The organism is Limnohabitans rimovensis (SeqCode) (assembly GCF_965234775.1).
Lineage (GTDB): Bacteria > Pseudomonadota > Gammaproteobacteria > Burkholderiales > Burkholderiaceae_C > Limnohabitans > Limnohabitans rimovensis.
The window spans coordinates 305,779-327,954 of the sequence record NZ_OZ248566.1 but is presented as its reverse complement, the minus strand read 5'-3'; the positions used below and the strand labels follow the sequence as shown (position 1 = coordinate 327,954).

21 protein-coding genes are annotated in these 22,176 nt (G+C 60.8%); 16 read left to right on the top strand and 5 right to left on the bottom strand.

Annotated elements, in window-relative coordinates:
- The first annotated feature begins 26 nt into the window (after positions 1-26).
- Positions 27-968 carry an ABC transporter permease gene (locus tag AC8GFZ_RS10435; RefSeq protein WP_506644818.1) on the top strand — a complete coding sequence of 314 codons (942 nt, stop codon included), beginning with the start codon at positions 27-29 and terminating at the stop codon, positions 966-968.
- The gene (locus tag AC8GFZ_RS10430; RefSeq protein ID WP_506644817.1) at positions 965-1,858 is read left to right on the top strand and encodes an ABC transporter permease; all 894 of its coding nucleotides are present in this window, start codon (positions 965-967) and stop codon (positions 1,856-1,858) included. Before AC8GFZ_RS10435 ends, AC8GFZ_RS10430 begins: the two co-directional genes overlap by 4 nt.
- On the opposite strand, the gene AC8GFZ_RS10425 is transcribed toward AC8GFZ_RS10430, so the two are convergent.
- Positions 1,855-2,850: an amidohydrolase family protein gene (locus AC8GFZ_RS10425; RefSeq protein ID WP_506644816.1), complete on the bottom strand. Its 996-nt coding sequence runs from the start codon at positions 2,848-2,850 to the stop codon at positions 1,855-1,857. The two genes, AC8GFZ_RS10430 and AC8GFZ_RS10425, sit on opposite strands and share 4 nt — an antisense overlap.
- A 94-nt stretch (positions 2,851-2,944) precedes the next feature.
- On the opposite strand from AC8GFZ_RS10425, the gene AC8GFZ_RS10420 reads away from it, so the two are divergent.
- The 5 genes from AC8GFZ_RS10420 to kce are packed head-to-tail and all read left to right on the top strand — an operon-like array spanning position 2,945 to position 8,500.
- On the top strand, positions 2,945-3,961 hold the full coding sequence (locus tag AC8GFZ_RS10420; RefSeq protein WP_506644815.1) for a Bug family tripartite tricarboxylate transporter substrate binding protein: 1,017 nt from the start codon (positions 2,945-2,947) through the stop codon (positions 3,959-3,961).
- Between the two features lie 43 nt (positions 3,962-4,004).
- Positions 4,005-4,910: a VOC family protein gene (locus AC8GFZ_RS10415; protein WP_506644814.1), complete on the top strand. Its 906-nt coding sequence runs from the start codon at positions 4,005-4,007 to the stop codon at positions 4,908-4,910.
- A 53-nt stretch (positions 4,911-4,963) separates the two neighbouring features.
- Complete coding sequence (locus AC8GFZ_RS10410; protein ID WP_506644813.1) at positions 4,964-6,526, top strand: bifunctional 3-(3-hydroxy-phenyl)propionate/3-hydroxycinnamic acid hydroxylase; 1,563 nt, start codon at positions 4,964-4,966, stop codon at positions 6,524-6,526.
- A gap of 12 nt (positions 6,527-6,538) precedes the next feature.
- A complete protein-coding gene (locus tag AC8GFZ_RS10405; RefSeq protein ID WP_506644812.1) occupies positions 6,539-7,531 on the top strand; it encodes a Bug family tripartite tricarboxylate transporter substrate binding protein in 993 nt (330 codons plus the stop codon).
- Positions 7,532-7,561: 30 nt separating this feature from the next.
- Positions 7,562-8,500: a 3,5-dioxohexanoate:acetyl-CoA acetone transferase gene (kce, locus tag AC8GFZ_RS10400; RefSeq protein WP_506644811.1), complete on the top strand. Its 939-nt coding sequence runs from the start codon at positions 7,562-7,564 to the stop codon at positions 8,498-8,500.
- Positions 8,501-8,502: 2 nt separating this feature from the next.
- Here kce and AC8GFZ_RS10395 read toward each other — a convergent pair whose 3' ends face one another.
- Positions 8,503-9,273 carry a 3-hydroxybutyrate dehydrogenase gene (locus AC8GFZ_RS10395; RefSeq protein ID WP_506645111.1) on the bottom strand — a complete coding sequence of 257 codons (771 nt, stop codon included), beginning with the start codon at positions 9,271-9,273 and terminating at the stop codon, positions 8,503-8,505.
- 52 nt (positions 9,274-9,325) lie between these two features.
- Complete coding sequence (locus tag AC8GFZ_RS10390) at positions 9,326-10,186, bottom strand: fumarylacetoacetate hydrolase family protein (protein WP_506644810.1); 861 nt, start codon at positions 10,184-10,186, stop codon at positions 9,326-9,328.
- 143 nt (positions 10,187-10,329) lie between these two features.
- Between AC8GFZ_RS10390 and AC8GFZ_RS10385 the strand changes: the two genes are divergently transcribed.
- From AC8GFZ_RS10385 to AC8GFZ_RS10360, 6 genes are all read left to right on the top strand, one after another.
- A complete protein-coding gene (locus AC8GFZ_RS10385) occupies positions 10,330-11,355 on the top strand; it encodes a Bug family tripartite tricarboxylate transporter substrate binding protein (protein WP_506644809.1) in 1,026 nt (341 codons plus the stop codon).
- Positions 11,356-11,381: 26 nt separating this feature from the next.
- Positions 11,382-12,368, top strand: a complete 987-nt coding sequence (locus tag AC8GFZ_RS10380; RefSeq protein ID WP_506644808.1) for an ABC transporter substrate-binding protein — start codon at positions 11,382-11,384, stop codon at positions 12,366-12,368.
- A 20-nt stretch (positions 12,369-12,388) separates the two neighbouring features.
- Positions 12,389-13,357: a Bug family tripartite tricarboxylate transporter substrate binding protein gene (locus AC8GFZ_RS10375; RefSeq protein ID WP_506644807.1), complete on the top strand. Its 969-nt coding sequence runs from the start codon at positions 12,389-12,391 to the stop codon at positions 13,355-13,357.
- 5 nt (positions 13,358-13,362) lie between these two features.
- The gene (locus tag AC8GFZ_RS10370; RefSeq protein ID WP_506644806.1) at positions 13,363-15,144 is read left to right on the top strand and encodes a thiamine pyrophosphate-binding protein; all 1,782 of its coding nucleotides are present in this window, start codon (positions 13,363-13,365) and stop codon (positions 15,142-15,144) included.
- A gap of 2 nt (positions 15,145-15,146) precedes the next feature.
- Positions 15,147-16,607 (top strand): aldehyde dehydrogenase family protein, encoded by a 1,461-nt coding sequence (locus tag AC8GFZ_RS10365; protein WP_506644805.1) that lies wholly within the window; start codon positions 15,147-15,149, stop codon positions 16,605-16,607.
- Between the two features lie 66 nt (positions 16,608-16,673).
- Positions 16,674-18,269 carry a bifunctional 3-(3-hydroxy-phenyl)propionate/3-hydroxycinnamic acid hydroxylase gene (locus AC8GFZ_RS10360; protein ID WP_506644804.1) on the top strand — a complete coding sequence of 532 codons (1,596 nt, stop codon included), beginning with the start codon at positions 16,674-16,676 and terminating at the stop codon, positions 18,267-18,269.
- Here AC8GFZ_RS10360 and AC8GFZ_RS10355 read toward each other — a convergent pair.
- Positions 18,236-18,955, bottom strand: coding sequence for an alpha/beta fold hydrolase (locus tag AC8GFZ_RS10355; protein ID WP_506644803.1), 720 nt, complete (start codon positions 18,953-18,955; stop codon positions 18,236-18,238). The two genes, AC8GFZ_RS10360 and AC8GFZ_RS10355, sit on opposite strands and share 34 nt — an antisense overlap.
- 70 nt (positions 18,956-19,025) lie before the next feature.
- Between AC8GFZ_RS10355 and AC8GFZ_RS10350 the strand changes: the two genes are divergently transcribed.
- Entirely contained in the window at positions 19,026-20,006 is a 981-nt protein-coding gene (locus AC8GFZ_RS10350) for a tripartite tricarboxylate transporter substrate binding protein (RefSeq protein ID WP_506644802.1), read from the top strand.
- A 21-nt stretch (positions 20,007-20,027) separates the two neighbouring features.
- Positions 20,028-20,810, top strand: coding sequence for a 3-oxoadipate enol-lactonase (gene pcaD, locus AC8GFZ_RS10345; protein ID WP_506644801.1), 783 nt, complete (start codon positions 20,028-20,030; stop codon positions 20,808-20,810).
- A gap of 17 nt (positions 20,811-20,827) precedes the next feature.
- Here pcaD and AC8GFZ_RS10340 read toward each other — a convergent pair whose 3' ends face one another.
- Positions 20,828-21,301, bottom strand: coding sequence for a MarR family winged helix-turn-helix transcriptional regulator (locus tag AC8GFZ_RS10340; protein WP_506644800.1), 474 nt, complete (start codon positions 21,299-21,301; stop codon positions 20,828-20,830).
- Positions 21,302-21,567: 266 nt separating this feature from the next.
- On the opposite strand from AC8GFZ_RS10340, the gene AC8GFZ_RS10335 reads away from it, so the two are divergent.
- A complete protein-coding gene (locus AC8GFZ_RS10335) occupies positions 21,568-22,164 on the top strand; it encodes an NADPH-dependent FMN reductase (RefSeq protein ID WP_506644799.1) in 597 nt (198 codons plus the stop codon).
- The last annotated feature ends 12 nt before the right edge of the window (positions 22,165-22,176 follow it).

Genomic DNA, 22,176 nt, shown 5'->3' with positions numbered 1-22,176 from the left:
TCCGCAAAAGCCAGCCCAGCTGAACCATGTTTGCCTTTTTGCTGCGCCGCCTGGCCAGTTTGCTGCCCACCTTGATCTTGGTGTCCATGCTCATTTTTGGGCTACAGCAACTGCTGCCGGGTGACCCGGCCAAAATTTTGGCCGGCGAAGACCAAGACCCCCAGGTGATCGCCTACTTGCAGGCCAAGTTGCATTTGGACGAACCCCTGCCGATGCGCTATAGCTACTGGGTGTGGGGGGTGCTGCAAGGCGACCTGGGTGAGTCGGTGCGCACCCAGTTGCCGGTGCTGGACTTGATCTTGCAAAAACTGCCCGTCACCCTGGAGTTGGCAGTGCTGGCCTTTTTGGTCGCGGTGCTGATTGGCATCCCGGCCGGGGTGGTGTCGGCGGTGGCCCGGGGCAGCGCTTGGGACCACGGCGCGAATTTGTTTGCTTTGTGGGGCCTGTCCACGCCCAATTTTTGGTTGGGCATTTTGCTCATCATGTTGTTCTCGGTACAACTGGGTTGGCTGCCCGCCTCGGGCTATGTCAGTCCTTTTGAAGACCTGGCGGGCAACCTCGCCGCCATGGCCATGCCCGCTTTTGTGCTGGGCAACGCCATCGCCGCGGTGCTGATGCGCCACACCCGCAGCGCCATGCTGCAAGTCATGTCCTCGGACTACGTGCGCACCGCCCGCGCCAAGGGTTTGAGCGAGCGCGCGGTGGTGATCAAGCACGCCTTGCGCAATGCGCTCACCCCCATCATCACCCTTGGCGCCTTGGAATTGGGCACTTTGCTTTCAGGCGCGGTGCTGACCGAGCAGGTCTTCACCATCCCCGGCTTTGGCAAGCTGATCGTGGACGCGGTGTTCAACCGCGACTATGCGGTGGTGCAAGGTGTGGTGCTGTTCACAGCCACCACCTACATCTTGCTCAACCTGCTGGCCGACTTGGCTTACTTTTGGGTCAACCCCCGTTTGCGCCGATGAGCACCGCCTTGTCGCCCAGCGCCCTTGCGAGCGCACCAACACCCGCTGCTCGGCCCGGCCCCTGGCTGGCGGCATGGCGGCGCCTGCGCCGCCGCCGCGCGGCCATGTGGGGCCTGGGCGTGGTGCTGATGTTCACCCTGATGGCCTTGTTGGCCCCCTGGTTGGGTTTGCAAGACCCCATCGCCACCAGTTGGGGCTCCATTCGCAAAGCCCCCAGCGCTGCGCATTGGTTTGGCACCGATGAGATTGGCCGCGACGTGTTTGCCCGCGTGGTCTGGGGCACCCAAGCGTCCTTGCTGGCAGGCGTGGTGTCGGTGTCCATCTCGCTGCTGATCGGTGTGCCATTGGGTTTGCTGGCCGGGTTTGTCGGTGGCTGGGTGGACATGGTGATCGCCCGCATCACCGACGCGTTTTTGGCCTGTCCTTTTTTGATTTTGGCGATTGCCCTGGCGGCCTTTTTGGGCCCCAGTCTCAGCAACGCCATGATGGCCATTGGCATCTCGGCCGCCCCCATTTTTGTGCGCTTGACCCGTGGCCAGGTGATGCAAGTCAAAGTCGAGGACTACATCGAAGCCGCCCGCGCCGTGGGCAACCCACCGTGGCGCATTGCCTTGCGCCATGTGCTGCCCAACACCTTGCCGCCGATCATGGTGCAAGCCACCTTGGCGATTGCCTCGGCCGTGATTGCCGAAGCCAGTTTGTCGTTTTTGGGCTTGGGCCAGCAGCCGCCCGCGCCCAGCTGGGGCAGCATGCTCAACACCGCGAAAAACTATGTTGAGCAAGCGCCTTGGATGGCCATTTGGCCCGGCGCATCGATTTTTTTGCTGGTGCTGTCGTTCAATATTTTGGGTGACGGTTTGCGCGACGCCCTGGACCCGCGCCAGCGTTAGGTATCCATCAAACCCAATAGACGCGCTGCATTGCCCCCGGCTATGGCCTGCAAGTCAGCGCCTTGCACGCCAGCCTCTTGCAACCATGCCAGCGGGTCTTTCTCGCCCACTGGGTAATCGCTGCCCAACACCAAGCGGTCGGCACCGACACGCGCCATCAGCACTTGCAGCACCTCTGGGTCATACACACACGCGTCGTAATGAAAGCGGCGCAGCATGGCGCTGGGGGTGAGCCCGTCCATGTGGCGCACCGTGTCGGGCCGGTTCAAGGTGTTGCGGTCCAAGCGACCCATATAGTGCGGAAAGTAACCCCCACCGTGGGCCATCACCACTTGCAATTGCGGGTGGCGGGTCATCACGCCCTCGTACATCAGCGAGGCCATGCATTTGGTCTCCTCGATCGACTGGCCCAGCGAGTTCCACAGCGCATAGCGCTGAAACCAGGGGTCGCGCACACCTTCGGGGTGCACCCAAGCCACCAAGCCACGCTCGGCCACCGCGTCCCAAAACGGCGCAAACACCGGATCGCCCAAATAAACCCCTTGGTAACTCGACGACAGGTTGAGCACCCGCAGGCCCAACCGGTCGTGCGCGCGCGCCAACTCCACCAGGGCACGATCAGGGCTTTGCATGGGCAAGACCATGCTGCCCACAAAACGCTCAGGGTACTGGGCCACCCAATCGGCAGCTTGGTCGTTGCAAAGCTGGCACAGCGCCAAATCTGTTTCCGCTTCAGCCCAAGAACTGCCTTGCAGCACGGTGCTGGAGCTGATCACCGCCACATCCACCCGGCGTTGGTCCATGTCGGCCAGCACCAAGGCCGGGTCAAACATGCGCTCGATCAAGGACTGCGCCCCGGGGCGCGGCGCCTTGGCCGGTGTGGCCCCAAAACCGGTGAACACCGTGCGGTTGGTGGACGCCTCAAACACCTCGGCGTTGAGCATGTGAACGTGAAAATCGATCACCGGGGCGGCTGAGACGGGGGTGTGCATGGGGGGTATTGCCTTAAAAACCATGGGGTAATATACAAAAACACCTCGCCTGCTGCGCAGACCCACTGCATCCGCTTTTGTTCACAAGGCCCCCATGACCCCCCAAACCCTGCCCCTTTGGCCCGTATTGCGCCATTCGCGCACCCTTCGTCCATTTTTGCTGGCCTGTGTGCTCGCGTCCATGGGCTTGACCCTGGGGGCGGCCCACGCACAGGAGTTTCCGCAAAAAACCGTGCGCATCGTCGTAGGTCAAGGGGCCGGTGGCGGCATGGACACCTTGGCGCGTTTGCTCAGCCAGCGCTTGGCAGGCCCCTTGGGTCAGCCGGTGGTGGTGGAAAACCGGGTGGGTGCCGGCGGCATCATCGCCACCGATGGCGTGGCCAAGTCCCCCGCCGACGGCCACACCTTGTTGATGGCCCCGATTGGCAATATGGTGTTCACACCCATCTTGACGCCCAAGCTGCGCTACTCGCCCACCAAAGACTTTGTGCCGGTGTCATTGGTCGCCAGCTTCCCATTGTTGCTGGTGGTCAATGCCAAGCAAGGCATCTCCAGCTTGCCCGACCTGGTGAAGTTCATGAAGTCCAACCCCGACAAAGCCAACTACGGTGGCTCGGGGCCGGCGTTTCAATTTGCCAGCGAATTGTTTCGCTTGCAAACCGGCACACCGGGTGAGTTCATTCAATACAAAAGCACCAGCGAGACCATCACCGCATTGATCGCCGGTGATTTAGTCATGTCAATGGTCGATACCGGCCCGGCATCGGCCTTGCTCGCATCAGGCCAATTGCGCGCCTTGGCCGTGACCTCGCCGACCCGCTTGCCCAGCCTGCCCCAGGTGCCGACCATGGCCGAGTTGGGTTTCCCGCAATTGGAGTTTCGCTATTGGGCGGGTTTGTTTGCCCCGGCCCAAACCCCCATGGCCACCGTCAAGCGGCTCGAGAGCGAAGTGCACCGCATCCTGAAAACACCCGAAGTGGCCGCGCAAATGGCCACCAGCCAAGTCACCGCCACACCCGCCAGCTCAGAGGACTTGGCCAAGTTGCTGGCCGCCGATTTGGCCAAATGGGGTGCCGTGGCCGAAAGCGCCAAAATCAAAAGCAACGACTGATGGCATCGCCACGCCCTTCACCGACAGCCAAACAACCCACCCCATGACCCACGCCTCCTCCATCGTCAGCCATTTGCGCAGCGTCGCCCTCAATGTCCCAGATCTGGCCGTGGCCAAGGCCTTTTTCACCGAGGTCTGGCACTTGGATGTGGTCGCGCAAGGGCCAGACGGCACTTATCTGCGCGGCACCGGCACCGACCACCATTTGATTTCTCTTCATGCCCACACCGGACAGGCCTCGGTGCGCCATGTGAGCTTGCGGGTCCACAGCGCCCAAGCCTTGGAGAAAGCATCACAGGTCGCACTCAAAAGTGGTGGCCGTGTGCTGGGGCCTGTTGCCGCTTTGAGCGACCCGGCCGGTGGCATGGGCCTGAGCGTGGTCGATGGGCATGGCCGTGTCTACCAACTGGTGCATGGCGACCACACCCACCCGCAGGGCACGCAGGTGGCCGACAAGCCAATGCGTTTGGCGCACGCCGTGCTCAACACCCACGATGTGCCCGCCAGCCAAACATTTTTAGAACAGGTGCTGGATTTTTCGCTCTCGGACCGCACCCGCATCATGGCCTTCATGCGCTGCAACAGCGACCACCACAGCATCGCCTTTGGCGACACCGACAACGATGCGCTCAACCACATTGCTTTTTTGATGCCCGACCTCGAATCGGTCATGCGAGGCGGCGGTCGGCTCAAAGACGCTGGCCACCCCATCGAGTGGGGCCCTGGCCGCCACGGCCCTGGCAACAATGCTTTCAATTACTTCATTGGGCCGTTTGGCATCGTGGTGGAGTACACGGCTGAGGTGCAGCAAATCGACGACAGCTACACCGCCGGCCAACCCGATGACTGGAAGTGGCCCACCGGGCGGGTCGACCAATGGGGCATCTCCAAGCCGCCCAGCGATGCCTTGAAGCAGGCCCAACGCGCGGTGATGTTTGCACCGGTCTGAGGGCCCACCCACCCTCCGCTTCGCCCCCCGTCGGCACCGACCATGAATGCGAGATGACTTCTTTGAAACCACCCACCCCGCCCCTGTATGACGTGGCCATTGTGGGCTGCGGCCCCAGTGGCGCTGCTGCCGCCGCCTTGCTCGGGCAACGCGGCCTGCGGGTGTGGATCGGCGACAGCGCGCAGGCCATTTACGACAAGCCGCGCGCTTTTGCCATGGACCACGAAATCCTGCGCGTGTGGCAGCAATTGGGAATTGACGGGGCCATGCAAGCGCACATGGAGCCCTTCACCGACTCGGAGTTTTATGGCGTGGACGGCCAACTCATCAAGTGCATGTCCACCATCGCCCCGCCCTATCCCTTGGGCCACCACCCGTCGGTGGTGTTCAACCAACCGGCCTTGGAGCGCTTCTTGCGCCAGTTGATCACGGGCATGCCCAATGTCACCTTGGCCCTGGGCCACAGCGTGCAGCGCGTGCAGAACCAAGCCGATCGGGTGCAACTGTCCATCACCAACGACACAGGTGAAAAGAGCGTGGTACAAGCGCGCTACGCCATCGCTTGCGACGGTGCCTCCAGCCGGGTGCGCGAACAACTCGGCATGGGCTTGATCGACCTGGGTTTTGACCAGGCCTGGTTGGTGGTCGACACCTTGATCACCCCCCAAGGGCTGGCCAAGTTGCCCCAGGTCAGCGTGCAGTATTGCGAACCCACACGGCCCAGCACCTTCTTGATCGGCCCTGGCAACCATCGGCGCTGGGAGATCTCCATCAACCCTGGCGAAGACCCGCAAGAACTGGCCACCCCCGAGGGCACCTGGCGCTTGTTGTCGCGCTGGATCACCCCCCAAGATGGCCAACTGTGGCGTCAAGCCAGCTACCGCTTTCACGCCTTGGTGGCGCGCGAATGGCGCCAAGGGCGGGTGTTTTTGGCGGGCGATGCGGCCCACCAGCAACCCCCGTTTTTGGGCCAAGGCATGTGCCAAGGCGTGCGCGATGTGGTCAACCTCAGCTGGAAAATCGCAGCGTGTTTGCAAGACCATGCCCCCGACGCTTTGCTCGACACCTATGGCAGCGAACGCCAAGCCCATGTGCGCGAGCTGACCACCCGCATCAAACACATTGGTGAGTTGGTCGCCGAGCGCGACCCCGCCAAGGCGCGTGCGCGAGACCAGCAATTGCTGCAAGCCTGCCAAGGCCAAGTGCAGCGCACCCCGCGCCAAGACGTGCAACCGGCCCTGCGCGGGGGCTTGCTCAGCGCGCAATCACATGCGGCGGTGGGCACCCTGTGCCCGCAGCCGTGGTTGGTGCGCGGTGCCCAGCGCCAACGCATGGACCATTGGCTGGGCTGCGGCTGGCGGCTGCTGCTGTCGGCCCAAGCACCCGCGAGCTTGCTGAGCACGGCTGCACAATGCCGCCCTGCGGGCATGGCTCAGTGGCAATGTGGCCAGGACCCATGGCAAGAGGCTGACGGCGTATTGGCCAACTGGTTGGCCAAGCACCAAGCCCATGCCGTGCTCGTGCGCCCTGACCATGTGGTGTACGGCGTGGCCCACGATGGCACCAGCCTGCAAACCTTGTTCGATGAGATTCACGCTTTTTCACAACCGCACTGACCGGAGACACCCATGACCCACCAGCCACAACGCCGCCAACTCCTCACCTGTGCAGCCGGCGGCCTGGCCGCTGGCCTGGCGTGGCCGGTCATGGCGCAAAGCGGCCCCTGGCCGAATCGACCGATCAAATGGATCGTCTCGCAGCCCGCCGGTGCGGGCCCAGACATCTTGGCGCGCTACATCGCCGATCAACTCGCCCGCAGTTGGGGCAATGCGGTGGTGGTGGAAAACCGCCCGGGCGGCCAAAACATGATCGGCACCCAAGCCGCAGCGCGCTCGGCGCCCGATGGCTACAACTTTTTCTACGCCACCACGGCCGCCATGGTGACCAATGGCTTCACCTTCAAAACCTTGCCCTTTGATTTGGAAAAAGACTTCATCCCCGTGGCCCTGTTCGGTCGCAGCCCCTTTGTGTTGGCCGCGCAACCGAGCTCCGGCATCCAAAGTATGGCCGACTTGATCGCCCGGGCCAAGGCCCAACCCGAAAAGCTCACCATCGCCACCGAAGGGCCCAAGACTTTTTCAGGCATGTTGGCCGACACCGTGGCCGCCATGGCCGGCATCCGCCTCACCCACGTGCCTTACACCAAAGCCCCCGAGGCGATTCAAGACGTCTTGGGCGGGCGCATCGACCTGATTTGCCTGCCCGATGCCGCCTTGAGCGCTTACATCGCCAACAACCAAATCAAACCCTTGGCGGTGAGCACGGCGCAGCGTGTGCCCAATTTGCCCCAAGTGCCCAGCCTGTCAGACACCTTCCCCGGTTTTGAATATGCGGGTTGGAACGGTTTGTTTGCACCAGCCAACACCCCCGCCGAGGTGATCAACCGCGTCAACCGCGACATCCAAGCCCTGCTGCGCCAACCCGAGGTGGTGCAACGCTTGGCTGCATTGGGCTCGATCGCCGACAGCGGCATGGGCACCGCAGCCTTTGCCGCCTTCATGAAGGCCGAGCGCGAGCGCTGGGCCGGTATTGTCAAATCGATTGGCATCAAGGCCGAATAAAAAAATCACCACCAACCTTAGGAGACACCCATGGCATCCAGACCCAAGCGCAAAGTCATCATCACCTGTGCGGTGACCGGTTCCATCCACACGCCGACCATGTCGCCGCACCTGCCGATCACGCCCAAAGAGATCGCCGATGCGGCGATTGGGGCGGCCGAGGCCGGGGCATCCATCGTGCATTTGCACGCCCGCGACCCGATCACCGGTCAGCCCACCCAAGACACCCAGTATTTCCAAGAATTTGCCCCGGTGATCAAAGCCCACTCGAATGTGGTGCTCAACTTCACCACCGGTGGTGCATCCACCATGAGCATCGAAGAACGCTTGCAACCGGCTTTGCAACTCAAGCCCGAAATTGCCTCGCTGAACATGGGCTCGATGAACTTTGGGCTGCACCCCATGGTGGGGCGCTACAAAAATTGGAAGCACGACTGGGAAGTGCCCTACTTGGCCGAATCCGATGGGCGCATTTTTCGCAACACCTTCAAAGATATCCAATACATCCTCGAGTCATGCAGCGCCAACCAAACCCGCTTTGAAATTGAGTGCTACGACATCGGCCACCTCTACACGGCCGCGCACTTTTTGGAGCGCATGATCGTCAAACCCCCGTTGTTCATTCAATCGGTGTTTGGCATCTTGGGCGGCATTGGCGCCCACCCCGAGCACGTGATGCAAATGAAACAAACCGCCGACCGCTTGTTTGGCAACGACTATGTGTGGTCGGTGCTGGGCGCAGGCCGCCACCAAATGCCCACCGCCACCATGTCGGCCATCCTGGGTGGCAATGTGCGTGTGGGGTTGGAAGATTCACTGTGGGACGCGCCTGGCACCTTGGCGCAAACCAATGCCACCCAGGTCAAACGCATCCGTTCTATTTTGGAGGGCTTGTCACTGGAAGTGGCGACACCCGATGAAGCCCGCGAAATTTTGCAGCTCAAGGGCGGCAACAACGTCGGTTTCTGAGCTTATTGAGCCACCCATCCACCATCGACGTTCCAGGCTGCGCCGCGAACGTTGTTGGCCTGGGGTGAACACAAAAACACCGCCAATCCACCCAACTCTTCGGGGGTGGTGAATTGCAGCGAAGGTTGCTTTTCAGCCAGCAAATCGGTTTTGGCCTTCTCCACGCTGATGCCTTCTTTGCGGGCGCGGTCGTCAATTTGTTTTTGCACCAACGGGGTCAGCACCCAGCCGGGGCAAATGGCGTTCACGGTGATGCCGGTGGTGGCGGTTTCCAGCGCCACCGATTTGGTGAAACCCACGATGCCGTGCTTGGCCGTCACATAGGCCGACTTTTGCGGTGACGCCACCAAACCGTGGGTGGACGCGATGTTGAGCACCCGGCCCCAGTTGCGCTGGCGCATGGTCGGCATGGCCAAACGGGTGGTGTGAAACGCGCTGGACAGATTGATGGCAATGATGGCGTCCCATTTGTCCACCGGAAAATCTTCCACCAAGGCCACGTGCTGAATACCAGCGTTGTTGACCAAGATGTCCACGCCGCCGTGCTGCTGGGCAAAGGCCATCATGGCCTCGATCTCGCTGGGCTTGCTCATGTCGGCTGGATGGTGCACCGCTTTGACGCCGCAAGCTTTGATGAGCGCCAAGGCGGAGTCGGCGTCGCCAAACCCATTGAGGATGAGATTGGCACCTTGCTGGGCCAAAGCCTGGGCAATGCCCAGGCCAATGCCACTGGTGGACCCGGTGACGAGTGCGGTTTTACCTTTGAGCATGATTTTCTCCTGTTTGCACATATTTTAAGCACGCAGGCCACACCTGCAGCTTGTTTCAAGCCCCTGAGCAGCCCCCATCGCGCACACCATTGCTGAGGCAACCAATCTGGCTGATCTGCACCTCGATCAAGTCGCCGGGCTTGAGCCACAACGGGGGCTTCCTGGCCATGCCCACGCCGTCGGGTGTGCCCGTGGCGATGATGTCGCCCGCCTGCAAAGGGGTGAAGCCCGAGATGTATTCAATGATGGCGGGAATGTCAAAAATCAAGTCGTCGGTTTGGCTGTGTTGCACCCGCTGGCCATTCAAGGTGGTGCTGAGCCACAGCTGCGTCGGGTCGGGGATGTCTGCGGCACTCACGATCCACGGACCCATGGCACCCGAGCGGTAAAAGTTTTTACCGGCCGTGAGAGAGTGCTGAAACTGCACATCGCGCACGCTGCCATCGTTGAAGATGGTGTAACCAAACACCTTGGACAAGGCCTGCTGGCGCGCAATGTGGCGCCCGCCCTCCCCCATGACCACGGCCAGCTCACCCTCAAAGTCAAAATCTGCCGAGGCTTGGGGCCGCTCGAGCGGCTGACCATGGGGCACCAAAGATTCAACACCACGAATGAACATGCTGGGGTGTTTTGGCAAGACCGAGCCCACCTCGGCCACATGCCCTTTGTAATTGCGCCCAATGCAAAAAATGCGCGGCGCACTCGGCATGGGCAGGTCTACCATCAAGTCGGTCAGGGGCCAGACCCGGGGAGTTTTCAAAATAGCGTCGGCCACTTCGGGGGCAAGGCCATGCGACACCACATGCCATAAGCTGGGCCACTGCTGCGCCATGTCTGCAGGCGCCTCCAACACCGATTGATCCACCACCAGGCCAAAGCCTGGTCGGCCTGCTTGGGTAAAGCTCATCCACTTCATGCGCATCCTTGGCGTAGGTTTGAAATATGGCGTTGTGGCGCAGATTGGCTGTGCCAGGGGTTTCGTGATCGATGGCTCGCACCCATTGTGCCGTGCCCCGGGGGTGACAGCAGGGGGTCCCGCCCAAGTGTTAACCTTTCCGCATGCCCAGCCTCCAGTTTTCTGACATGCACCTGCGCGCCCAACTGCAGTGGCCGCCCCTTGCCTGGCTTCGCTGGTGCGCGCTGCTGCTGTGCATGGGGTTGTCGGCATTGCAACCCGTCGCGGCACAAACCTACCCGCAGCGCACGATTCGATTGGTCTCGCCCATTCCCCCGGGCGGCGCACCCGACATGATTGCCCGTGCTTTGGGGGCCAAGCTGGCCACGCAAATGGGGCAGACGGTGGTGATTGAGAACAAAATTGGCGCCAACGGCCAAGCCGCTGCCGAATACGTGGCCCGGGCACCAGCGGATGGCCACACCTTGCTGGTGGGCATGGACAGTTTGTTGGCCATCAACCCCTATTTGTATGCCCGTCCCGCTGTGGACGTGAACAAAGAATTGATCCCGGTGGCCACCTTGGGTGCGAATCAATTTGTTCTCGCACTCAACCCCCAATTGCCGGTCAAAAACCTGGCCGAATTCATTGCCTTGGCCAAATCATCCAATCCGCCTTTGGCCTATGCCTCTGGGGGCAATGGCAGCCAGCATCACTTGACGATGGAAATGCTCAAGGCCCGCGCGGGTTTTGACATGCTGCATGTGCCCTACAAGGGTGGCACCCCAGCCACCACCGCCACCATTGGCGGCGAAACCGTGGCCATGTTCTCGGGCACCTCCAACGCCACCTTGATCAAAGCTGGCAAATTACAAGCCCTGGCCACCACTGGCAAACAACGCTCCAAAGCCTTGCCCGACGTGCCCACCATTGGGGAAACCTTTCCGGGTTTTGAAAACACCATTTGGATTGGCTTGTTTGCGCCCACCGGCACACCCCCAGCGGTGGTGCAAAGGCTGCGCGAAGAAGTGACCAAAGCCCTCAACGCCCCCGACCTGATCGACAGCTTTCAAAAAGCGGGTGGAATTGAACCGCTACACACCAGCTTGGACGAGATGCAACAAATGATCAAGCGTGACCAAACGCGCTACAGCAAAATCATCCGCGAACTGCAGCTCAAGATCGATTGAGACCCTTTGCCTTTGGAAGTACCTCAATGAACATTCAACTCTCGGTCGCCTTGGGCGATTACGACCACCTGCGCGACCTGATGAGCGGCGTGGTGCAAGCTCCGGGCATCGACATCACCGCCATGCACCCACCGGTGGAAGAAATGTTTTTTCGCTTCACCCAGTTCAAAGAGTGGGATGTGTGCGAGATGTCGTTTGCCAAGTCCATCTCCATCATGTCCCAGCCCGACCCTTGGCTTGCCTTGATTCCGGTGTTTCCCTCGCGCGCATTTCGCCACTCGTCGATTTATGTGCGCCGCGACAGTGGCATCCAAAGCCCGAAAGACTTGGAAGGAAAAAAGGTCGGCTTGCCCGAATGGGCACAAACCGCGGCCATTTATTCGCGGGGTTTGTTGGCCCACGAGTACGGCGTGGAATTGAAAAAAATCACCTGGTACCAAGCGGGCGTGAACGATGCCGGGCGCAAAGAAAAAGTTCGCTTGCAACTACCAGCTGGCCTGAGCTACACGCCCATGCCCCACACCTCGCTGTCGGCGATGCTGTTGTCGGGCGAGGTCGATGCCGTGCTGTCTGCCCGCCCGCCACAGGCTTTTATGCAACACCCCGATCAAGTTCAGCGCTTGATACCTAACTACCGCGAGGTCGAGCAGGCCTATTGGAAAAAAACCGGCATCTTCCCCATCATGCATGTGGTGGCCATCAAGCGCAGCACCTATGAGCGCCACCCCTGGATTGCGATGAATTTGATGCAAGGCTTTGAAGCCGCCAAACAACGCAGCTTGGTGCGCGCCAGAGACATCACCGCGTCCAGTTTTCCCTTACCCTGGGTATCGGACTATGCAGCCGCTGCACAAGACATCTTGGGCAGCGATTTTTGGCCCTATGGCACTGCTGCCAACCAAGCCACCTTGGACGCTTTTTGCCAATATGCGCACGAGCAAGGTGTGACCCACCGCTTGATGAGCGCACAAGATATTTTTGTACCTGAAAGCCTTCAGTCGGTCAAAGTTTAAATTCACAAAAGGAGACAAGCATGTTGAAAAAATGGCTATTTGCTTTGGGTTTGTGCCAAGCCCTGATCCCTGGTGTGGTGAGTGCACAAACTGCGCCTTACCCGAGCAAGCCGATCAAATTTGTGGTGCCCATCACACCGGGCGGCAGCAACGATGTGTTGGCCCGCACGATCGCCCAAAAACTCAGCGACCAATGGAAGCAAGCCGTGGTGGTCGAAAACCGCCCCGGTGGCGGCATGAACCTGGGTTCAGACATGGTGGCCAAGAGTGTCCCCGATGGCTACACCTGGTTGCTGGGCGCGAACAACATCTTTGTCACCAACCCCCATGTGGGCAAAATGCCCTTTGATGTGTTCAAAGATTTGGCCCCGGTCACCACCGTGGCCATCGTGCCCTTTGTGCTCGCGGTCAACGCCAACTTTCCGGCCAAAAATGTGGCCGAGTTGGTCGAATACGCCAAGAAAAACCCGAACGCTTTGAACTACGGTTCGTCGGGCAATGGTTCACCGCAGCAACTGGCGGCCGAGATGCTCAGCCATGTGGCGGGCATCAAAATGCAACACGTGCCCTACAAAGGTGCGGTACCAGCCATCACCGATTTGTTGGGCGGGCGCATCCAGGTGTTCATTGGCGCGGTCAACTCTTTGCTGCCCCATGTCAAAGACGGCAAGCTGCGCTTGCTCGCCGGTGCGGGTGGCAAGCGCTTTGCGGCCTTTCCAGAATTGCCCGCCATTGCCGAGACCGTGCCCGGTGTGGCCTTGGATGTGTGGCTGGGTGTGTTCATGCCCACCGGCGTGCCCAAAGACATTCTCACCAAGGTGAATGCCGACATTGCCCAGGTCTTGCAGTCGCCAGAGGTGCGCACCAGCCTGGCCGCACAAGGCATTGAGCCCATCACCAGCACACCCGAAGCCCTGGCCCAAACCATTCGCGACGACCATGCCCGTTGGGGCAAGGTGATCCGCGAAGCCAACATCAAAGCCGATTGAAAACCATGACCGAACCCACTTCTGCCACGCCCCACAACGACTTGCCGGTGCCGGGTGCGCCGGGCAGCGAATTTTGGGGCAGCGATGCGATTGCCCAATGCCTGCGCGAGATGCAAATCCCCTATTTGGCGCTCAACCCTGGGGCCAGTTACCGCGGTTTGCATGACAGCTTGGTCAACCACTTGGGCAACCACTCTCCGCAAATGCTGCTGTGCTTGCATGAGGAGGTGGCCATTGCCATTGCCCATGGCTATGCCAAAACATCGGGGCGCATGATGGGCGCGGTGGTGCACTCCAACGTGGGCTTGATGCACGCCACCATGGCGGTGTTCAATGCCTGGTGCGACCGCGCACCGGTGCTCATGCTCGGTGCCACAGGCCCGTGGGATGCGGCCCGGCGCAGACCGTGGATCGATTGGATACACACCGCCGCTGACCAAGGTGCATTGGTGCGCGACTACACCAAATGGGACAACCAACCAGGGTCCATCCCGGCTGCCATCGAGGCCATGTTGCGTGGCAGCCAAATTGCCCAAACCGCGCCGCGCGGGCCGGTCTACATCAACCTCGATGCCGCCTTGCAAGAGCAAAAAACCGGCGCCCTGGTGCCCACCCCCGATGTGCGCCGCTATGCGCCACCGGTGGCGCCACCGCCGGCGCCTGCCGACGTGGCCCGCGCCGCCGCCTTGCTCAGCCAAGCCCAGCGACCCGTCATCTTGATGGGCCGCATGTCGCGCAGCGAAACCGATTGGCAAGCGCGGGTGCGTTTGGCCGAAACCCTGCAAGCGCCGGTGATCACCGACTTGAAAACCGGCGCGGTGTTTCCCACCGACCACCCGCAACATGTGGGCCCACCCGGCAATTTCATGCCCCCCGCCGCCATCGACACCTTGCGCGAAGCCGATGTGGTGTTGATGCTGGACTGGATCGACCCAGGCGGCGCTTTCAAACAAGCCTTTGGCACCAGCAGCACTGCAGCCCAAGTGATCCATGTTTCGCTGGACGCTCACAGCCACCGCGGTTGGAGCATGGACATGGGCAGCTTGCCCCCAGCCGATGTGTTCATGCTGTGCGAGCCAGATGCCGCTGTGGCCGCCTTGGCCGATCAGGTCAAGTCACGCCCTGCGCGCAGCTGGCCAGCCATCACGCCCTTGCCACCCCACGGCAACGAGGTGCTGGGCATTCGCCACTTGGCCCAATCCTTGGAGACCTTGCCCGAAGCCATTTGCCTGGTGCGACTGCCACTGGGTTGGAACGGGGCCTACCGCCACTTCCGCCACCCTCTTGATTACTTGGGGGCTGACGGCGGCGGCGGCGTGGGTGCCGGGCCTGGCAATGCAGTGGGCACGGCCCTGGCATTGCGCGACATGGGCTCGCAGCGGGTGGCGGTGGCCATGATTGGCGACGGCGACTTCTTGATGGGCAACACCGCCATATGGACCGCTGTGCACTACGGCATCCCTTTGTTGGTGATTGTGTGCAACAACCATTCGTTCTTCAACGACGAATTGCACCAAGAGCGGGTGGCCAAAGAGCGTGGGCGCCCTGTGGAAAACAAATGGATCGGCCAGCGCATGGATGGGCCCGAAATCAACATCGCGGCCATGGCGCAATCCATGGGGGCCACGGCCATCGGGCCGGTGCGCACACCCCAAGACCTGGACGCCGTGATTTTGCAAGGCTGGCAACACGCCCGCCAAGGCAAGGTCTGCGTCATCGATGCCTGCATTGCCCCGGGCTATGACGCCAACATGAGTGGCCAAGCCACCGCCAGCCACAAGAGATGAACATGTCCACCCACACCCCCACACTTGTCTTGCCCCAGCACCGCGACCTGTATTACGGCGGCGCTTGGCACCGGCCCCAAGGGGGCTACCTCGACACATTCAACCCGGCCACCGGTGAATCGCTGGGCCCAGCGGCCGAGGCCAACAGCGCCGATGTCGATGCCGCCGTGCGGGCCGCCCAACAAGGCTTTGCCATCTGGCGCGGCATGAAACCCTTGGAACGCGCCGGCTTGCTCAAAAAAGTGGCACAGGTGTTGCGCGATAACGCGTTTGAATTGGCCTTGCTGGATGCGGCCAATTGCGGCAACCCCATCATCGAAATGCAGCGCGACGCCTTGATCGCCTCCGCCCAAATTGACTACTACGCGGGCCTGGCCACCGAGGTCAAAGGCGAGACCTTGCCGATGGGCGATGGCATCCTCAACTACACGCTGCGCGAGCCCTATGGCGTGTGCGCCCGCATCGTGGCCTATAACCACCCCATCATGTTCACCGCCGCCAAAATGGCCCCGCCCTTGATCGCTGGCAATGCGGTGATCATGAAACCGCCCTACCAAGCGCCGCTGTCGTCGTATCGGATGATGGAGTTGATCGATGGCATCTTGCCCCCGGGTGTGCTGAACATTTTGAGTGGTGGCATGGCATGCGGGCAAGCCCTGGTCAACCACCCCGATGTGCCACGCCTGGCCTTGATTGGCAGTGTGCCCACCGGGCGCGCGATTGCCCGCGCTGGGGCCGAGCGGCTCAAGCACGTGACGTTGGAGCTGGGTGGAAAAAATGCCTGCATCATTTACCCCGACGCCGACATGGACAAGGCCATCCCCGCTGCGGTCAATGGCATGAACTTCACCTGGTGTGGGCAAAGCTGTGGCTCGACATCGCGACTGTTCTTGCACGAAAGCATCCACGACCAGGTGGTTGAAGGCATGCTCAAAGCGATCCGCCACTACCAGCCCGGCATCCCCACCGACATGGCCACCACCATGGGCTGCATCGTGTCGCAGCAGCAACATGAAAAAATCATGTCCTACATTGCCCTGGGGCAACAAGAAGGCGCCACCCTGGCTTACGGTGGCCAGCGGCCCAGCGACCCGGCCTTGGCCAAGGGCTGGTTTGTTCAGCCAACCGTCTTCACCAACGTCACGCAAAAAATGCGTTTGGCCAATGAAGAAATTTTTGGCCCGGTGCTGTCGGTGATCAAGTGGCGCGACGAAGCCGAGATGATTGAACAAGTCAATGCCGTGGAATACGGCCTCACCGCATCCATCTGGACGCAAAATTTGACCACCGCCCACCGCACCGCTGCGCGGGTGCAGGCTGGTTTTGTGTGGGTGAACCATGTGGGAAGCCATTTCATTGGTGCATCCTTTGGTGGTTATAAGCAGTCGGGCATTGGCCGAGAGGAAGGCTTTGACGAGCTGCTCACCTATACCCAACACAAAAACGTGCATGTGGTGCTGTGAGGCTTGATTTCCCTGCGGGTTCACCTTGTTCAGCCTTGACGCAGCGCGGATCCAAGGCATGTGGACATGAGTGACTTTGATTGCGATGTGGCCATCGTGGGCACCGGGCCCACGGGCCTGGTGTTGGCGCATTTGCTGGCCCAAGCGGGTGTGCGCACCTGGCTGATTGAAAAAGCCAGCAACACGGTGGATGAAGCGCGGGCCGTGTCGATTGACGACGAAAGCCTGCGCACCTTGCAAACCATGGGCATGCTTGAGCGCTTTTTGCCCATGATCGTGCAAAGCTACGGGGTGCATTACTACTCGTGGCGCAACCGCTTATTTGCCAAAGTGGAGCCCACCTCCACCGAATACGGCCACCCCAAACGCAATGCGTTTCGCCAGCAGCAATTGGTGGCTTTGCTGCGCGACGGTTTGGCCGCTTACCCCCATGTGCAAATTCGTTTTGAACACGAGTTGATGCAATTCACCCAAACCACCGATGGCGTTGACCTACAGGTGCAGCACCAAGGTCAGCTGCAAGCCATTCGTTGCCAATGGTTGGTCGGTTGTGATGGCGGGCGCAGCACGGTGCGCCAACAACTGGGCATTGAATGGGAAGGCAGCACCTATGAACAGCGCTGGCTGATTGCCGATCTGATGGGCAGAACCTCGCCCTTTCGCCACACCCGCACCTACTGCGACCCCAAGCGACCAGCGATCCGACTGCCCGGCCCGCAAAGCACGGTGCGCTATGAGTTCATGCTCAAGCCGGGCGAAACACCCGAATCGGTGTTGCCCGACAGCCAAGTGCGGGCCATGATTGCGCAGCGCGAACCCAGCGATGTGGGCTTGACCATTTTGCGCAAAGTGGTCTACACCTTTCACGCCCGCATCGCCAAGAAGTGGCGGGTGGATCGGACCTTGATCGCGGGTGACGCCGCCCACCTGACCCCACCTTTTGCCGGGCAAGGCATGAACAGCGGTGTGCGCGACGCCAGCAACCTGGCCTGGAAGTTGGCGGCTGTGGTCCACGGCCAAGCCAGCGCCAGCTTGCTCGACACCTACGCCCAAGAGCGCGCACCCCATGCCTGGTCGCTGATCCAAATGGCCTTGCGCATTGGCATTTATATGCAACCCCAAAGCACCTGGGGCGCTGCCCTGGCCCAAGGCTTGTTGCGTTTGGTTTGCCTGGTGCCCCGCTTTCGCGACCACATCTTGCACCTGAAGTTCAAACCCAAGCCGCGCTTTCAACAAGGCTTTTTTGATGCAACACCACGCCCGGGGGCGCTCATCCCCGCCGGCCAATTGCTGCCCCAACCGCAGTTGGAGTGCGTTGATGGCCAACGACAGTGGTTGGACGACGCCATGGGTACCTCTTGGGCTTTGCTGCGCTGGCGCGATGGGCCAGCAATCCCTGCACTGAACCTGCCGGGTTTGGTGGTGATCGACCTGCTGCGCGCCGAGGAAGATTTTTTATCGCCACCGGGAACCGATCAGCGCGTGTTGCGCGATGTGCAAGCGGTGTTGCAGACCGTGCTGGACAGCGCCCAAGCAGCCGCCGTGCTGGTGCGCCCCGACCGCTATGTGTATGCCTACCTGGATGGGTCAGCGCCCAACCTGGCGCGGCTGCACAACTTGCTGCAATCTCAGGGCATGGCCAACCAATCCTTGAAGGCTTGAACCACGGGTTCTGGCCGCTCCATGGTCACCATGTGACCGGCTTCGGCCACCGACACCACGGCTGGGCGCGCCGGTATCCATTGGGCGATTTCTTCGTGCTGCGCAGGGTTGGACCAGCTGTCTTCGGCACCACACAACACCAAGGTGGGGATGCGCAATTGGCGCAACACCTCGGTGCCATCGGGCCGCTCGATCAAGGCGTTGATTTGGTGCGCAAACACATCGGCCGATTTGCGCTCCATCATTGCCACCACCCGCTCCACCAATGCCGCATCGGCTAAGCGGTGCGGGGCCACCATGCCTTGCACCCATTGCAAGGCCATGGCCCGCACACCATCGCGCTGGGCAATGTCCTTCAAGGCCATGCGCTTGGCGACCTCGGCGTCGCCCACCGCACCGGGCGCCTTGGGCAGATAACCGGTGTCCATCAGCGCCAAATGGCTGACCCGCTCAGGGGCTAAGCGCATGACCTCCAGCGCCACGCGTCCACCCATGGAATGCCCAGCCAGGGCAAAACGCGGCGGTGCCAATGCCAACAGCTGTTGGGCCATCACCACCAGGCTGCGCGCCTGGCCGTGGTCTATGATCTGACAGCAAGCGACAGGGCGCAAACCTTCGAGCATGGGGTCCCACGCGCTGTGGTCGCACATCAAGCCCGGCACCAGCACCAAATTGTGTTTTTTCATTTGAGAATCGCTCTTTTTTTCGACATCGATTCATGTTATCACCGCCCCTGAACCGACCCAAGGATCCACCATGAACTTATTGCGCTTGACTTTCCATGGGGCCTTCCTCTTGGGGGCATTGACGGGGGGCTTGGGTACCGCCTCAGCCCAAACCACATTTCCGCAAAAGCCAGTGAAAATTTTGGTGGGCTTCACCCCCGGTGGCGTGCCCGACATTGCAGCGCGCTTGCTGGCGCAAAAATGGTCGGAACAATGGAAGCAGGCCGTCACCGTGGAAAACCGCTTGGGCGCCGGCAGCAATGTGGCTGCGCTGGCCCTGAGCCAATCTGCACCCGATGGACACACGCTGTTGTCGATCTCTTCGGCCCACGCGATTGCCCCAGCCATCTACCCCAAGTTGGCCTTCGATCCGCAAAAAGATTTTTCCGGTATTTCGCTCACCGCCACAGGGCCGGCTTTGGTGGTGGTGTCGCCCTTGCTGGGGGTGAACACCCTGGCCGAGTTTTTAGCCCTGGCGCGGGCCCGACCGGGGCAACTCAATTACGCATCGGCCGGCACCGGCAGTGGTTCGCAGTTTGCCGCCGAGTTGCTCAAGGCCCAGGCCAATGTCCAAATGGTGCATGTGCCGTTCAAAGGCATTCCCGAAGCCTTGACCGACACCATCGCCGGGCGCACGCATTTGTTCATCTCGCCCTACGCCAGCGCGATTCAATTGGTCAAAGACGGCAAAGCCAAAGCGATAGCCGTGACCAGCACCCAGCGCATGGCCGAGACGCCCGACTTGCCGACCGTGTCCGAAGCGGGCCTGCCTGGCTACAAGTGGGTTTTTTGGTACGGCCTGTTGGCACCGGCCAAAACGCCTCGCGCGGTGCTGGACAAAATCAACGCCGACTTGGTGGCGGTGCTGCGCCAGCCGGAAGTGCGCCAACGCTTTGGCCCACTGGGCATTGAGCCGGCCACCAACACCCCTGAGGAGATGGACAAACTGATCGCCGAGGAAGTGCTGAACTTCAAAAAACTCGCAGCCGCCGCACAAATTCAAATCGACTAACCCACCCTGATTGGAGAAACCATGAAAGCACGCATCGGCGACATTGACATCCACTACACCATCGAAGGCCAAGGGCCTTGGGTCACCATGTCGCATTCACTCGCTTGTGACATCAGCATGTGGGATGCGCAAGCCGCCTTGTTGGCGCCGCATTACACCGTGTTGCGCTTTGACACCCGAGGCCACGGCCAGTCCAGCGCCCCGGCCGGTCCGTACACCATGAACATGCTGGCGGGCGATGTGCACGGTTTGCTGCAACACCTCCACATTGAGCACACCCATTGGGTGGGTCTGTCCATGGGCGGCATGATCGGCCAGGCCTATGCCCTGGCCCACCCGGGTGTGTTCTCCAGCTTGGTGCTGGCCGACACCACCAGCCGTCGCCCACCCAATGCGGCGCAAATGTGGGGCGACCGCATCAAGCTGGCGCACGACAAAGGCATGACCGCCTTGGTCGAAGGCACCTTGTCACGCTGGTTCACCGAACCTTACCGGCAACGTGAACCCGCCACCATGGCGCGCATTGGCCAAGGCATTGCCAATACCCCGGTCAATGGTTTTGCAGGCTGTTGCGCGGCAATCGCCGAAGTGGACTACTTGGATCGGCTGAAAGAAATCAAAGCCCCTGCCCTGGTGATCGTGGGTGACCAAGACCACGGCACCCCACCTGAGATGGCCCAACTGATCCACGAAAACCTGCCAGGGTCCGAGCTGTTGGTGATCAAAGACGCCGCACACATCGCCAACATTGAGCAAGAAGCCGTTTTTAACCAAGCACTGCTGGGCTTTTTACAGCGCCATTGAAGGCGCACACCTCATGCTCATGTTTTTTTGCCTGCGCGTGGGGCATCAAACTGCGCCGCACCCACACCCATGGCTTTGCTGATGAGGTAGATCAGTTGCTTGCGCTCATCGGCTTTCAGCCGCTTGAGCAATTGGCGCTGAATCGCCGCCACATGCGGTTCGATGCGTTGGTACAAGTCCTCACCGGCTGGGGTCATGTAAATTTCTCGACCCCGGCGTGAGCGGGTGGTGCTGCGCCGCTCCAAATAGCCCTGCGCCTCCAAGCGGCTGACCATGCCACCCACGGTGGCCTCGTCCCAACTCAATGCAGCGGCCAATTCACGTTGCTGCATGCCCGGTTGCATGTGCACCGCCAAAATGGCCGACAACTGGCTGGCGGTGATGCCAATGTGGCCCATCTCGGCCTCAAAGGTCGCCGTGACAAACTGCCCCGCACGGCGAAACAAGTGGCCTGGCGTGGCGTAAAACTGTTCGAATGTTTTGAGTTTCATTTTTTAGATCAACGCCCAATTTGGCGTTGCGACAAGCGTGCACACTTTGCGCAAACTAAGCATGCATATGTTGAACCGATTGAATCGCCATCAAAATAAGGGTAAGCCCTAGACAAACGGCAGGTCCTTCGCGTTGACAAAGCAATTTTCGATTCGTAACATGCGCGCAACGCATTCAAAGTTTGCATGCAAAGTTTAAACCGGTTGACGCGCTCGGGCATGTGCAGAGCCCCAACCCCTCGCCCGATTCGCAGGACACTTTCATTTTGACCACCTCCACCCCATTCATCGTAGGCATTGGCGGCACCACCCGCGCCGGCTCCACCTCCGAATTGGCCCTGCGTGCCACCTTGGCCCATGCCGAAGGGCTCGGCGCACGCACCGCTTTGTTGTGCGCGACCGAATTGGTGATGGACGCCTACGACCCCATGGTCAAAACCCGCAGCGACAGTTCACTGCGCTTGGTTCAACTTCTGCGTGAAGCCGACGGCATCGTGATCGCCTCTCCAAGCTACCACGGCTCCATTCCCGGTTTGTTGAAAAATGCCCTCGATTACACCGAGGACATGCGCAGCGACCCGCGGCCCTACTTTGATGGCCGCGCTGTGGGCTGTGTGGTCTGCGCCGAAGGCATTCAAGCCATGGGCACCACCTTGTTCACCCTGCGCTCCATCGTGCATGCTTTGCGCGGTTGGCCCATACCGTATTCGGCCACCATCAATTCCAGCACCAAGCCGTTTGGGCCCGATGGCCTGTTGCGCGAAGAGGCCGTGTCGGCCCAACTGAAAACCGTGGCCCAACAAGTGGTGCAGTTCGCCCAGTACAGCTTGCTGGCCAAAGCCATGCCACAACCAACCGCCTAGGCACAAAGGTCC